At 64.1% G+C, this 13,665-nt stretch carries 13 protein-coding genes; 2 read left to right on the top strand and 11 right to left on the bottom strand.

Translation table 11 applies throughout. The annotated features are described in order from the left end of the window. The 5 genes from BH683_RS19660 to BH683_RS19640 form a co-directional block, all read right to left on the bottom strand. Window positions 1-973: DUF222 domain-containing protein (locus BH683_RS19660; protein WP_143696095.1), on the bottom strand; the 973-nt coding region annotated here is incomplete at its 3' end. 157 nt (window positions 974-1,130) lie between these two features. Further along, window positions 1,131-1,424 (bottom strand): lipopolysaccharide assembly protein LapA domain-containing protein, encoded by a 294-nt coding sequence (locus BH683_RS19655; protein ID WP_084837947.1) that lies wholly within the window; start codon window positions 1,422-1,424, stop codon window positions 1,131-1,133. A gap of 94 nt (window positions 1,425-1,518) precedes the next feature. Further along, window positions 1,519-3,222 (bottom strand): alpha/beta-hydrolase family protein, encoded by a 1,704-nt coding sequence (locus BH683_RS19650; protein WP_084837946.1) that lies wholly within the window; start codon window positions 3,220-3,222, stop codon window positions 1,519-1,521. Between the two features lie 40 nt (window positions 3,223-3,262). Then, window positions 3,263-3,469: a DUF4287 domain-containing protein gene (locus tag BH683_RS19645; RefSeq protein ID WP_084837979.1), complete on the bottom strand. Its 207-nt coding sequence runs from the start codon at window positions 3,467-3,469 to the stop codon at window positions 3,263-3,265. A 105-nt stretch (window positions 3,470-3,574) separates the two neighbouring features. Beyond that, window positions 3,575-4,474, bottom strand: a complete 900-nt coding sequence (locus tag BH683_RS19640) for a LysR family transcriptional regulator (RefSeq protein ID WP_084837945.1) — start codon at window positions 4,472-4,474, stop codon at window positions 3,575-3,577. A 119-nt stretch (window positions 4,475-4,593) separates the two neighbouring features. On the opposite strand from BH683_RS19640, the gene BH683_RS19635 reads away from it, so the two are divergent. Both BH683_RS19635 and BH683_RS19630 read left to right on the top strand, forming a co-directional pair. Further along, the gene (locus BH683_RS19635; protein ID WP_246833485.1) at window positions 4,594-5,787 is read left to right on the top strand and encodes an MFS transporter; all 1,194 of its coding nucleotides are present in this window, start codon (window positions 4,594-4,596) and stop codon (window positions 5,785-5,787) included. A gap of 62 nt (window positions 5,788-5,849) precedes the next feature. After that, entirely contained in the window at window positions 5,850-7,238 is a 1,389-nt protein-coding gene (locus BH683_RS19630) for a glucose-6-phosphate dehydrogenase (NADP(+)) (protein WP_084837944.1), read from the top strand. 29 nt (window positions 7,239-7,267) lie between these two features. Here the strand turns inward: BH683_RS19630 and BH683_RS19625 are convergent, their stop codons facing one another. The 6 genes from BH683_RS19625 to BH683_RS19600 form a co-directional block, all read right to left on the bottom strand. After that, the gene (locus BH683_RS19625) at window positions 7,268-9,139 is read right to left on the bottom strand and encodes a glycoside hydrolase family 15 protein (protein ID WP_084837943.1); all 1,872 of its coding nucleotides are present in this window, start codon (window positions 9,137-9,139) and stop codon (window positions 7,268-7,270) included. 46 nt (window positions 9,140-9,185) lie between these two features. Continuing rightward, window positions 9,186-10,421, bottom strand: coding sequence for a sugar phosphate nucleotidyltransferase (locus BH683_RS19620; protein WP_084837942.1), 1,236 nt, complete (start codon window positions 10,419-10,421; stop codon window positions 9,186-9,188). A gap of 63 nt (window positions 10,422-10,484) precedes the next feature. Beyond that, a complete protein-coding gene (locus BH683_RS19615; protein ID WP_084837977.1) occupies window positions 10,485-10,826 on the bottom strand; it encodes a DUF3140 domain-containing protein in 342 nt (113 codons plus the stop codon). Window positions 10,827-10,916: 90 nt separating this feature from the next. Continuing rightward, window positions 10,917-11,513, bottom strand: coding sequence for a DJ-1/PfpI family protein (locus BH683_RS19610; RefSeq protein WP_084837941.1), 597 nt, complete (start codon window positions 11,511-11,513; stop codon window positions 10,917-10,919). Window positions 11,514-11,643: 130 nt separating this feature from the next. Then, on the bottom strand, window positions 11,644-12,054 hold the full coding sequence (locus tag BH683_RS19605) for a DUF779 domain-containing protein (RefSeq protein WP_084837940.1): 411 nt from the start codon (window positions 12,052-12,054) through the stop codon (window positions 11,644-11,646). A gap of 53 nt (window positions 12,055-12,107) precedes the next feature. Continuing rightward, complete coding sequence (locus BH683_RS19600) at window positions 12,108-13,631, bottom strand: aldehyde dehydrogenase family protein (RefSeq protein ID WP_084837939.1); 1,524 nt, start codon at window positions 13,629-13,631, stop codon at window positions 12,108-12,110. Window positions 13,632-13,665: the final 34 nt, after the last annotated feature.

Genomic DNA, 13,665 nt, shown 5'->3' with positions numbered 1-13,665 from the left:
CGGCGGCGGCTTCTTGCTCCCGAAGTGCTTCGTCGAGTTGGTCTTTGGTCATGGTGATGATCAACTGCACCGGCAACCCGCGATGAGTCTTGCCGAGCTGTCCGGACTCGAGCAGATACATGAGCATCGCCTTGAGAGCGTCATGATTACGCTGCGACTGCGTACGAAGATCATTGTCCGCCGCGGCCTGCAGAACCGCAGGATCCAGTGCCGGGTCATCGGCAGCCCCCGACGGGGACAACTCATCATCGGGATTGTTCATCCCCGGCGCCGCCCACACCCCCAACATCACTTCCATCAACGCCGTCGTCGTCGGATCCAGATGACCGGCCACCTTCGCCATGAAATCCGTCGCCGGCTTACCCAGATCGACACCCCGCTTCTTCGCGCGATCAACATCGTCAGCGAGTTTGCCGTCGGGATCCAAGTAGTCGACGATCCGCTCACCGATCGTCTTGACCTGCCCCGGCGGATACTTGCGGCACAGATCGGCCAACGCGACCTCGGTGTTCGCGCGCTGCTCGGCATCGATCTTGTGCGGGATATCCGCCATCACCTCGATCACCACCCCGACATGATCGAGGTCGATCACACCCGCGGCCAACAACTGCGCTGTTTCCGGGAACCGCGGACCGATCACCTCACCACTCGGAGTCACCGACGGCGTCAACGCATCCATCGCCTCCACCCGCGCCTTCGCAGCACCCGGGCGCATCCGCGTCATCGACGTCAACACCGCCGCCGGAGACGAACACCCCGCCGTCGAATACGCCCGCCGCACAGCAACTTCCCGCAACACCGGCAACGACGCTGACTGCAACCGCCTCGCGGCGATCTCCAATCGCTCAGTCAACCGCACGCAATCAGAATCGGAGAACGCCGTCAGATCCAACTCAGCCAACTGTGCGATAGCCGCGTCAAGGCCCGCCACCGCACCAACAACCGGCGAATCGATGACGACACCATCAGACATGCAGGCCCCCCAGCCCCAGAAACACACGCGGACAACAACAACCAGAAAGGATTCGTCGCCAAAAGAGTTTCTCTACAGCCGACAGTACCTCGAGAACCTAGATTTGTCGAATGTTTGTTCGAGGAGGGTTTTCTACGTCTTCGGGCCTCCGTTGCCCTCAGCTTCGGCGTCTGCGCACCTTGCTGCGCAGACGCAGGACGCCCGCACCCAGTACGGCGATGAGAAATCCGACCACTGCGGCGAGTAACAACGCCACGCCTTGCGCGAGGTCGAGATTGAGACCGAAGAACTCGATCTGGACTTGTTCGGTGTTCTGGGTGACGAAAACGATGAAGGCGACGACCAGCACCGCGGCGACGATCAGTCCGATGATCGTCGATACGCGACCGCCCCTCTTCTGGGTGGTGGTCGTGGTCGTGCCTGTGCCGGTCTCGTTGATCGGGGTGGTCATATCTGGTCCTCTCGGTGATGATGACCGATAGCTACCCCGCCATTTCATTTCGCAAACTCTTACTGTTCCACCTGCGAATTCGGTGTGAGGATGATCAATTCCGCGACAACAGCGGCAGGAGTTTCTCGGTCTTCTGATCGGTCCAGCCCGGCGGCTGCAAGATCGCCGACCACGCGTAGGGGATCGCAGACAGATAGTTGTGACCATGCCCATCGGGAACGCCGGTGGCCACCGCCATGTCAGCGGACACCTGCAGGAAGGTCACGAACGGGATCCATTGCATCGACGACAGGACGTCCCGACCCCGGTCTTCGCGGAGCCAATCAGGTTTCTGCAGAATCAGATTGGGTGACCACCACGCAATCGGATCGGAAGCATGCTGCAGGTAGACCACCCGCCGGTCCTCCTCCCATGGAGCTGCGGGGCGATCGAGGTCGGACTGCTCGGCGATGAAGCGCACCGTCTCGCCGTTCTCATAGACCGGCAGCCATTCCGGGGAGCCCGGATCGCGGTTTCCGGAGGTGTCGTCCCACAGCGTGTTGTTGAAGGTCGGGCCGACGAACAAGGCGCCGTCGGTACGCGCGGCCACGTCGGGGATGGTGCCGAACGCCGACTCCCCGCCGAAGGATCCGAGGCTCTCGCCGAACACCACCAGCTTTGGTCGCTGCGCCTCCGGGATGTCCGAGACCCGCTTCGACACTGCTTCGAACAGGGCCTGCCCTGCCTGCCGGGCCCGCTCCTGGTCGACGAGAAAGGACAGCCAGCTCGGTAGGTAGGAGTACTGCATACTCACTGTCGCTGTGTCCCCGTTGTACATGTACTCGATGGAGTCGACGGTCGCCCGGTTAATCCAGCCCGTCCCCGTGGTCGACGCCACCGCCACCACTGCGCGATCCAGACCGCCGGACCGTTCGAGTTCTCGCGCGGCCAGTTCCGCATTCGCTCTCAGGTCGTCACCTGATCCGAGTCCGACGAACGCGCGGATCGGCTCCATCGCGGGCGCTCCATTGAACTCCTCCAGTGCAGTCTGATCCGGTCCGTTGGACACAAAGATCCGGCCCTGCTTGCCCAGCGAGCCCCACGAGACGTACGACCCGGGCCCGCCGGAACGCAGCGTGGTGGCCGGAGGCGACGAGTCTGCGGTGGTCTCCTCGTTGACCGCGGCGAAGCTGGAGTTCAACCACTCCATCGAGTACCTGGCGACCACACCGTTGAGCACGACCACGGTGAGGGCGACGACGATCCCGAATCCGACAAACGCTGAGACGCGCGGGGGTGCGATCTTGTTGAGCTTGCGGACCAGGAACCGGACCAGGGCGCCCCATGCCTGCCCAATCGACATCAGCAATACGAACACCACGACGGTGATCACCACGCTCGTCGGGTACGCCGTCCACCGCAGATGCTCGACACCCATGAGGTCTCGAACCTCGCTCTGCCACACCGAGAACCAATAGAACATCAACGGGATGCAGACCGCCGACGCTGCGCCGAGACCGATCCACCACCATCGATTCGGACTGGGCCACGGCTCGGTCCGCGACATCATGAATCCGGCCAGCCAGGCACCGAACACACCGAGCGCGTACCCCACCGCCGCCGACCCTCCGCTGACCACACCCTGGAACAGCGGTCCCCTGGGCAGCAAGGAGGGGGTCAGGGACAGCAGCAGCAACACCACCGCCACCACCATCCCGCTGTAGGCGTATCGATTCAGCTGCCTGCGCCACCACGGTTGCGACCGCGTCGTCTCGGAGGTGCTGTCCACCGCGGTATCGGTCGTCTCCACTGACGACATGATCCTCCGTCAACAGACGGTCAGGGCTCGGGGCCACACATCAGGCCCCGTCTTCCTTTCGGACATACGCGACCAGCGCGTTGGCGTGCCCATGTCCGAGCCCGTGATCGGTCTTCAGCCAGGTCACGAGTTCACCGTGCTTGGTCAGGGGTGAACTCCTGATCAGCGTCAGCCACTCGGCAACAGGTCGCCCGTATTTCTTCTCGATCGACGGAAAGTAGGAAGCCGGTCCTTTGGGCGCAGTCATGTGACGTGTCCTTCCAAAGCTCAGACGCACACGGTGTGAGTCGTATTCGGTTGTGATGACCATGTCAGTCGCCGGAAGTAATCGGGACCTCCCCGGTCGGTCCTGCTACGTGCCGGTGGCGATCCCGCCGTCATTGTTGTTCGCCCACCCGGAAACGAAATCCCTGAACCTGGCCGCGGCCGGACTCATCGCGGTGTCGCGCTTCCAGATCAGTCCCACCTCCCGAATGTTCGCGGGACCGTCCAGAACGATCAGCACGACGCCGGCGGGAAGCTGCGGATCGTGCTCGACCGGCATCACCGCGACTCCGAGCCCCGCTGCCACGAGCCCCGCGACGGTGGCGAGTTCGGTCGACTCGAAGGTGATTCTTGGATGAAAATCCTCGGCGGCACAAAGTTCTTCCAGAATCCTGCGCATCCCGAAGCCGGTTTCCATCGCAACGAAGCTCTCCTCACGCACATCGGCGATCGTCAGCCTGTCCCGGTGGGCCAGCCGGTGCCCGTCCGGTACCGCGACCCCGAGATGTTGCCGCATGATGGGCACCCATCCGACGTCGACGTTGTTGGGCCTAGGCGAGACGATGGCAACGTCCGATTCACCACCGAGCACGCGCTGCAGAATGTCCTCTGCGGCGCCCTGCGCCAACCCGAACACGACCTGTGAGGGCTCTCGCCGAAACTCTCGGATCAGCGTCGGCACCAGCCACATGCCGAACGAATGAAGGAATCCTAGATCGATCCGTCCTGCGACGGGATTTGCCAGTTCCGCGAGTTCGTATCGGGCGGCGTCGATCTCCGCCACTGCCCGTCGGACGTGGCGGAGATAGATCCGCCCGGCAGCATTGAGCACCAAACGCTTTCCCTTACGGTCGAACAGTGCGACCCCGAGGTCGCGTTCGAGGCGACCGAGCTGCCGCGACAGCGTTGGTTGAGTGGCGTGCAGCTCGTCTGCGGCCGCGGACATGTTCTCCAGCTCGGCCAGTGTGACAAACCAGGTGTGTTCCATGCAGGGCCTCCTTATGCAGCCAGGGTATAAGCAACCTGCGATTGATTCATTTCCGCCGACGGCTTGAGCCTGGAACTGTGGACACAGTGAGCGCAACCGACACCTCCACCACGCGCTGCCTGCCCGCACCATCCGGTCATCGGGTCGGCGAACGCGGGTACAAGCGAGCCAGCCTGGCGCTGTTCGCTGCCGGCTTGGCCACTTTCATGACCCTGTACTACGTGCAGGGACTACTCCCGGTGTTCTCCGAGCACTACGGCGTCTCGCCTGCGACGTCCGCGCTGGCGGTATCAGTGGCCACCGGCCTGCTCGCCCTCGCGATCGTTCCGGCGAGTGTGCTGTCCGAACGGTACGGCCGCGTGCGGGTGATGACGATCTCGGCGGTCTCGGCGACGCTCCTGGGCGTGGTGTTGCCGTGGAGTCCGACCTTCGAGGTCCTGCTCGCAGGCCGGGCGCTGCAAGGAATCCTGTGCGCAGGCGTGCCTGCCGTCGCGATGGCCTACCTCGCCGAGGAGATCGACGCGACGTCACTGGGTACGGCGATGGGCACCTACGTCGCCGGCACCACGATCGGCGGATTGGTCGGCCGCATGATCCCCACACTGGCGATCGACATCACCGACTGGCAGTGGGCGCTGGAGATCGCCTCGCTGGTGGCACTGTTGTTCGCTGTCTGGTTCGCACGACAGGTCCCGGCGTCGCGGCAGTTCGCGCCGAGGCCGGTCGCGCCGATGCAGACGGTCCGCAACCTCGCCGCCCACCTGCGGGACACCCCGCTGCTCTGCCTGTTCGGCCTGGCATTCGTGCTGATGGGCGGCTTCGTCACCGTCTACAACTTCCTGGGTTACCGACTCATCGCCGGCCCGTTCGACCTGCCGGCCACCCTGGCCGGCCTGGTCTTCCTGCTGTACCTGGCCGGCACCGTGTCGTCGGCGACGGCGGGCCGTATGTCCGACTCACTCGGCCGCAGTCGCGTCCTGGTCGGCGCCGTGATCCTGATGATCGGCGGTCTCGCCTTGAGCCTGCCCGACTGGTTACCCACCGTTCTCATCGGCATATTGCTCTTCACCGCAGGCTTTTTCGCCGCCCATTCGGTCGCGAGCGGCTGGGTGAGCGCCCGGGCAACCACCCATCGCGCGGAAGCCTCGTCGCTGTATCTCCTCGGCTACTACCTCGGCAGTTCGATTGTCGGCGCGCTCGGTGGCGTCGCTTTCACCCTCGCCGGCTGGGTCGGCGTCGCCGGGTATGTCGGGGCCTTCATGCTGGCCGCGGTGATCCTGACCTGGATCCTCGTTCGTGCGACTCGCCGTTGACGCGGCATCACTGACCTAGACTGTTCGGTAGCCAGGTATCACCGACATCAAGGAGCCAGCACATGCCCGATGAGTCCCCGGCAGTGATATTCGTATTGTTCGGCGCCACCGGGGATCTCGCCAAGCGCATGGTGCTTCCCTCGTTCTACGAGCTGGCCGTGGAGAATCTCCTGCCGACGTCATGGGCACTGATCGGGAACGGCCGGGGTCATCGTTCTGACGACGAGTTCAGGGACCACATCAAGGACTCGCTCACAGAGTTCGCCACCGCACCCGACGACGCCGAGTGGGAGGCGTTCGCAAAGAACGTTCATTTCGCCGGGGGCGGGTTCACCGTCGACGACCCGGGCGATCTCCCCTCGGTCATCGACACCCTGCGCGAGAAGCTGGGCGGCAGTGCTCAACTCGTTCATTACATTGCGCTTCCGCCGACAACGTTCATCGATTACACGGAAGCTTTGGGAGCTCATCAACTCGCGACCGATGCCCGCGTCGTCTACGAGAAGCCGTTCGGCACGTCGCCCGAGAAGTTCCGCGAGCTCGACGTCGCCGTCCACAAGGTCTTCGACGAGAAGCAGGTCTACCGGATCGACCACTTCCTCGGTAAGGAGAGCACCCAGAACCTCCACGTGCTGCGGTTCGCGAATGGCATGGTGTCCGGCGTCTGGAACCGCGAACACGTCGAGCAGGTCCAGATCGATGTGCCCGAGACCCTCGACATCGACGATCGTGCCGAGTTCTACGACGCGACCGGAGCATTCCTCGACATGGTGGTGACTCACCTGTTCCAGGTCGCAGCGGAGGTAGCGATGGAACCACCGGTGAGTCTCGACGCCGACGATCTGCAAGACGCCCGCGAATCGGTGATCGCTGCGTTCCGGCCGCTGGATCCGAAAGAGGTGGTCTACGGCCAATACGACGGGTACCGCGAGACCAAGGGAATCGCGGACGACTCGTCCCGGGAAACCTTTGTGGCAGCGCGCCTCTGGGTCGATACGGATCGCTGGCGCGATGTGCCGTTCGTCCTGCGCACCGGCAAGATGCTCGATCACAGCGCGCAGCGCGTCAGTCTCGTCTTCCGGCGCCCCGACGACGGTCCCATCACAGACGCGCCCGCAGACGGCACGGTCCTGACCTTCGACCTCAGTGGTGACGGCGCGATCGACATGACGATGACGGTGAAGGAACCAGGGTCGGGGACCAAGCTGTCCACCGGGCATCTGTCCCTGCCCCTCGACTCCGTCGCCGATGGCCTCGCGCCGTACTCCCGGTTGATCAACGACGTTCTCCGCGGTGACCGTTCGCTGTTCACCAGGCCCGACGGGCTCAGCCATGTCTGGGATGTCGCGGCGCCATTGCTGGCGAACCCGCCTGCGCCGCAGCCGTATGCGCCCCACTCCTCGGGTCCAGCCGCTGCCGAGGATCTGGTCGGGCACTGCGGCTGGGTATGATGCGCGGCTGGGTCTGATGCGCGCCCGGCTCAGTCGCCGAGCCTCCGATCGAGGTTGATCGCGGCACTGATCAGGGCGAGATGGGTGAAGGCCTGCGGGATGTTCCCCAGCTGAGCGCCGTTGACGCCGATCTGCTCGGCATAGATGCCGAGGTGATTGGCGTGCGTGAACATCTTCTCCAGCGCCAGCCTGGCTTCGGCGACCCGTCCCGAACGCGTGAGCGCCTCGACGTACCAGAACGAGCAGAGGGAGAAGGTGCCCTCGCTGCCCGCCAGGCCATCGGAGCCTTCGGCCGCGTCGTAGCGAAATACCAGCGAGTCGCTGACCAGGTGTTCCTCGAGCGCCGTCAGAGTCTTCACGAACCTGTCGTCGGTCGGAGAGAGGAACTTGACCGCCGGTATGAGCAACAGCGAGGCATCGAGTTGATCCGAATCCAACGTCTGGACAAAGGCTTCGAGCTTGTCGTTCCAGCCACGATCCATGATCTGCGCGAAGATTTCGTCGCGGGTCGACATCCAGCCGGCGACATCTCCGGGCAATCCGCGCTGCCGACTGACCCGGATCATCCGTTCGAGCGCCACCCAGCACATCAGCCGTGAATACACGTAGTTCTGCGGCTCGGCGCGGGGCTCCCAGATGCTCTGATCGGGTTGGTCCCAGTTCTCCGTGAGCCAGCCCGCCACGGCACACAGCTGGTCCCACGACTCGTAGGAGATCCCCGCACCGTATTTGTTGAACAGATAAACCGAATCGATCAACTCGCCATAGATGTCGAGCTGCAGCTGATCAGAAGCGTTGTTGCCGAACATGACCGGCGATGAACCCCGGTAGCCGGCCCAGTGGTCGAGCACCGTCTCCGCAGGTGGCATCTCACCGTCGACGGTGTACATCAGCCGCAGAGGTCCCCGGTTGTCCGACTCATCGGTCTCGCCGCAGAACCGTTGTGTCAGCCATTTCATGAATTCAGCTGCCTCAGAGGTGAAGCCGAGACGCAACAACGCGTACAGCGAGAAGGCCGCGTCCCGGATCCAGACGTACCGATAGTCCCAGTTGCGCTCGCCGCCGATCTCTTCCGGCAGCCCCATGGTCACCGCCGCCACGATCGCGCCCGAAGGCTCGTGGGTGAGCAACTTCAGCACCAGTGCCGAGCGGTGAACCATCTCGCGCCACCGGCCCGTGTAGTCGGACTGCGACACCCAGCTCTGCCAGAAGTCGACTGTCGAATGCACGATGTCCGGCGAGCTGTCGAGCTCGAAACACTCCTCGGAAATCGGCTCGGCAGCCAGCACGAACGTGGCGCTCTCACCTACGGACATCTCGAACTCGGCAGTGACGGAGCGGTCGTCGTTCTGGATCAATGGCTGCGTCGCCGCCAGGTGCAGCGTCAGATCGGCACCGGTGAACTGGGCGCGGGTATCTCCGTCGAGTTCGAGGCTGTGCGCGGCCCGGCCGTAGTCCAGACGCGGCGCCACCACGGTCCGAAATCTGACTGCACCCCGGACACATTCGAATCGCCGGACAATTCGGGTGCGGTGGTCGGTGCGGCCTGCTTCCACCAGCGGCATGAGGTCCTGCACCTCGGCGACCCCGTCGTCACTCATGAAGCGGGTGACCAGCACGTTGGAGTCCGGAAGGTAGAACTGGCGCGTCGTGACGTCGCCATCGATCTGCTCGATCGACCACACGCCGCCGCCGTCGGCATCGAGGAGAGACCCGAACACACTCGGCGAGTCGAAGCGCGGACAGCAGAACCAGTCGATCCGGCCATCGATGCCGATGACCGCTGCGGTCCTCAGGTCACCTATGACACCGTGGTCGGCAATCGGCAAGTAGTCGACCGCAGTACTTTCGGCCTCACACTCTGCGCCGCCCGACTCGCGATCCTTCCGCTTCCGCCTCATCCCTCCACGGTACGTAAGCGTCGCTCACCGCAGTTCGATCTCGCGATCAGCGGCTGACGCGACCCGACGGCGACACCCGATCGCCGAGCGCGACCCGCGACTTCTTGGCAACGGTCGCGTCCATTCCGACAATGGTGATCTTCTCGCTCGGCACCGGGCGCGACCGCGGCCGACCACCCACCGATGCCCCGCGTCCGACCACCACCCGTTCGTCGATGATCGACCAGTCGACGGTCGCATCCGCCTGTATGACACTGTCGGCGAACACGATCGAATCGCTCACCGTGGCGCCGCGCTCGACGATGGCGCCGGGCCCGATGACGCTGCGCCGGACTTCACCCAGTACGTGGGCACCGCTGCTGATCATGCTGTCGACCACGGTCGCACTCGCGGCGATCCGAGCGGCGGGCCGCTGCGGCTGACGGGTCAAGATCGGCCAGCGGGGATCGGCGAGATCGATGGTGCCGTCGATGAGGTCGCGGTGGGCCTGCATGAACGTCTCGGGTCGCCCGGCGTCAATCCAGTAACCCGGCATCCGGTGCGCGACAGTCTTACCGCGATCGACGAACCAGGGCACCAGGTGTTCACCGAAGTCGCCGAGCCCGGTGTCACCGTCGTCGTCGTTGTCGTCGGTGGTGCGATCGATCAGTTCTTCCAACGCTGCGACGAGCACCTTCGGGTCGTAGACGAAGATCTCCGCGGCGATGACGCTCGTCGTCGGACGCTCGGGTTTGTACGCGAAACCCGTGACCTTGCCGGCCTTGTTCGCGGTGACCGTCGCATGCGAAGACGCCTCGTCACGCGGACAGGTGGTGGTCACGACGGTGCATTCTGCACCCGCTGCCCGGTGGGTCTGCAGCGCATCCTCGAGATCGAAAGAATAGACATGATCAGCGCTCATGACGATGACCTCCTCCGGCGAACGGTCTGCTATCTGTCCACGGATTCGGTAGAGCAGGTCGGCGTTTCCGGTGGCGAATCCGTCCTCGGTGGCGTCGTCGCTCGTCTCCTGCGGCAACACGAATCGCAGACCGCCACCGGTGCGATCGAGATCCCACGGACGGCCTCCCGCCACCTGTTCGAGCAGCGAGTGCGCCTCGTACTGCACGCACAGCCAGACCTCGTCGATCCCGCTGCGGTGCAGGGTGGACAGCGGAAAGTCGATCAATTGGTAGTTCCCGCCGAAAGGGAGAGCCGGTTTGGCCCGCGACTCGGTCAACACGTCCATTCGCGAGCCCTTGCCACCGGCTTGCACGATTGCCACCACATCAGATCTGCCCATAGGCCCCAGTGTGCCCGTATTGTCCGGATTCGACACACGCTGCGAACTCCGGCCCCGGCATCGTCACTTCGTGGGGTCGTGGCCCCAGTTCATGAGTGAGTATCGCCACGCCGAGTTCTCTACGTCACCGGACGGACGCTGTGCCAGGTGCCGATGTACGTACCCGACGACCTTGCGCATGTGCGCGGCGTCGTCGTCGGTCAAATCGCCCTTCTTCGAGCGTTCGATCTCCACGATCCGACGGCCCGACTCGTGGCCGGTCGACTCACCACCGGAAGCCTTGTCCCCGACAGATTTCGACTCTGAGGTCTCCAAGAAGTCTTCCAACTCCTTCGCCGTCATGTTCACCGCATCCCGCCAGTCGTCCCACACCTCGGCGACAGCGTCTTGCGCCTTCGAAGCCATCGGGTCCACCTCACTCCTGCATCGACGTTCGACCGACCTTCGCCAGATACCTCGCCTCGGCCGTGCCGAAACGCGCTGCGGTCGCGGCTGCTACTGGTCGGCGAAAGGATCGTTGTCCGGATCGGTGTGCGGCGCATACTCGATGACCGCGGCCGCATGCTGCGCGGTCTCGGTGTCGACGAGGTCCGCGATCAGAGCGGCGGTCATGTCGATGCCGGCCGCCACACCCGACGATGTCCAGCGATCCCGGTCCTGCACCCAGCGGGCCCGCCGCTCCCAGCTGACCGAACTTCCCTGTGTGGCAACCCAATCGAACGACCGCTTGTTCGAGGTGGCCCGATATCCGTCGAGCAGTCCTGCTGCGGCGAGAATCGCCGAACCGGTGCACACGGAGGTCACCAGTTGTGCGCCGCTCACGTAGGTCCGGAGCTGCTCGAGATAGTGCTCGTCGTCCACCAGGGGTCGCGACCCGATGCCGCCGGGGACCATGACGATGTCGGGGGACGCTGCGTCGGCGAAGCCCGCGGTCGCCTCGACGCGCGTCCCCTGCGAACTCGCGACCAGCCCCGCCTCCGCAGCCACCATCGTGATCCGGAACTGCTCGGGAAGGACGCTGAGGATTTCCACGGGGCCGAAGACGTCGAGCAATTCGAAGCCGTCGAACAGCACCACAGATACCTCGCGCATGTATGAATCCTATCGACCGTCGCGCCCGATTGGTCACCACAAACGTCCCCGTGAGGGGCCGGCGAGGGTAGATAGCCCTCGGCAGTCCCTCATGGCTCCGAATGTGGTGGGCTCTCGGAGTTCACGTGTCCTAGGTGACGTCGGCACCCTTGCGGGGTGGGCAGGCGTCGAGCCAGGTGTTCTCTGCTTCGTCGAAGACCCGCGACCGGGCGAGGAATCGAACCCCTTCGGGCGCCTCGAGGCTGAAGCCTGCGCCGCGTCCCTTGACGACGTCGAGGATCAACTGGGTGTGTTTCCACAGCTCATACTGGTCGCCCTGGATCCAGACCCGCACTGCGGGAAGGAGTTCGGGCAGCTCGATTTCGCCGAGCAGGACGTCGCGACTTCCCACCCGGAACTCACCCGCGGGGTAGCACATGGGCGCTGATCCGTCACAACATCCACCGGACTGGTGAATCATGAGGCCGCCGTGGAGCTCCGACAACTTGGTCAGGAGCTCCACGGCGGAGTCAGTTGCGACGACTCTGTCAGTAGCAGTCATCACGGTCTCTTTTCTGATGAAATCTCTTGTCGCTCTTGGCTAGCAGCTCCCGATCAGAAGAAGCCCTTGGCCTCCTGAGCGTAACCCACCAGCAGGTTCTTGGTCTGCTGGTAGTGCTCGAGCATCATCAGATGGTTCTCGCGTCCGATGCCGGACTGCTTGTAGCCGCCGAAGGCCGCGTGTGCCGGGTAGTCGTGGTACGTGTTCGTCCACACGCGTCCGGCCTGGATCTCACGTCCCGCACGGTAGGCGGTGGCGCCGTCACGCGTCCACACGCCGGCGCCGAGGCCGTACAGGGTGTCGTTGGCGATGGAGAGCGCGTCGGCGTAGTCCGAGAACTTGGTCACCGACAGGACCGGGCCGAAGATCTCTTCCTGGAAGATGCGCATCCGGTTGGTGCCGGCGAAGATCGTCGGCTGGATGTAGTAGCCGCCTGCGAGATCGCCGTCGAGCTCGACGATCTCACCGCCGGTGAGCACCTGAGCACCCTCTTCTTTACCGATCGACAGGTAGGACGAGATCTTCTCGAACTGATCGTTGGATGCCTGCGCACCCATCATGGTGTCGGTGTCCAGCGGGTTGCCCTGCTTGATCTTCTTGGTGCGCGCCACGGCGAGATCGATGAAGTCGTCGTAGATCGATTCCTGGATCAGCGCGCGGCTCGGGCAGGTGCAGACCTCGCCCTGGTTGAGGGCGAACATGGTGAAACCTTCGAGCGCACGATCACGGAAGCCGTCATCCTGCGCCATCACGTCGGCGAAGAAGATGTTGGGGCTCTTTCCACCGAGTTCCAGGGTCACCGGGATGATGTTCTCGGAGGCGTACTGCATGATCAGGCGGCCGGTGGTGGTCTCACCGGTGAAGGCGATCTTCCGGATGCGGTTGCTCGAGGCGAGCGGCTTGCCTGCTTCGACGCCGAATCCGTTGACGATGTTGAGCACGCCGGCCGGGAGCAGATCCTTGATCAGGTCGACCAGGAGCAGGATCGAAGCCGGGGTCTGCTCGGCAGGCTTGAGAACCACCGCGTTGCCGGCAGCGAGGGCGGGAGCCAGCTTCCACACGGCCATGAGGATCGGGAAGTTCCACGGAATGATCTGTCCCACTACGCCGAGGGGCTCGTGGAAATGGTACGCCACGGTGTCTTCGTCGATCTCGGAGATGCCACCCTGCTGGGCGCGGAGGGCCCCGGCGAAGTAGCGGAAGTGGTCGATCGCCAGCGGGATGTCGGCGGCGAGGGTCTCGCGGACGGCCTTGCCGTTGTCCCAGGACTCGGCGACGGCGATCTTCTCGAGGTTGGCCTCCATGCGATCAGCGATACGCAGCAGGGCGAGCGAACGCTCCGCGACCGAGGTACGGCCCCACATCGGAGCGGCCTTGTGGGCGGCGTCCAGTGCGAGGTCGATGTCCTCAGAGGTCGAGCGGGCGACCTCGGTGAAGGTCTTGCCGTTCACCGGTGACGGGTTCTCGAAGTACTGGCCCTTCACGGGCGGCGTCCACTTGCCACCGATCCAGTTCTCGTAGCGTGATTCGAAGTTCATCACTGCGCCGGGTGTTCCGGGATTGGCATAAACGGTCATGTTCGGTGCTCCTTCAGTGCCTGTGTTGGCCCTC

The organism is Williamsia sp. 1138 (assembly GCF_002095435.2).
Taxonomy (GTDB): Bacteria; Actinomycetota; Actinomycetes; order Mycobacteriales; family Mycobacteriaceae; genus Williamsia.
This window is presented reverse-complemented; position numbering and strand designations above follow the sequence as displayed.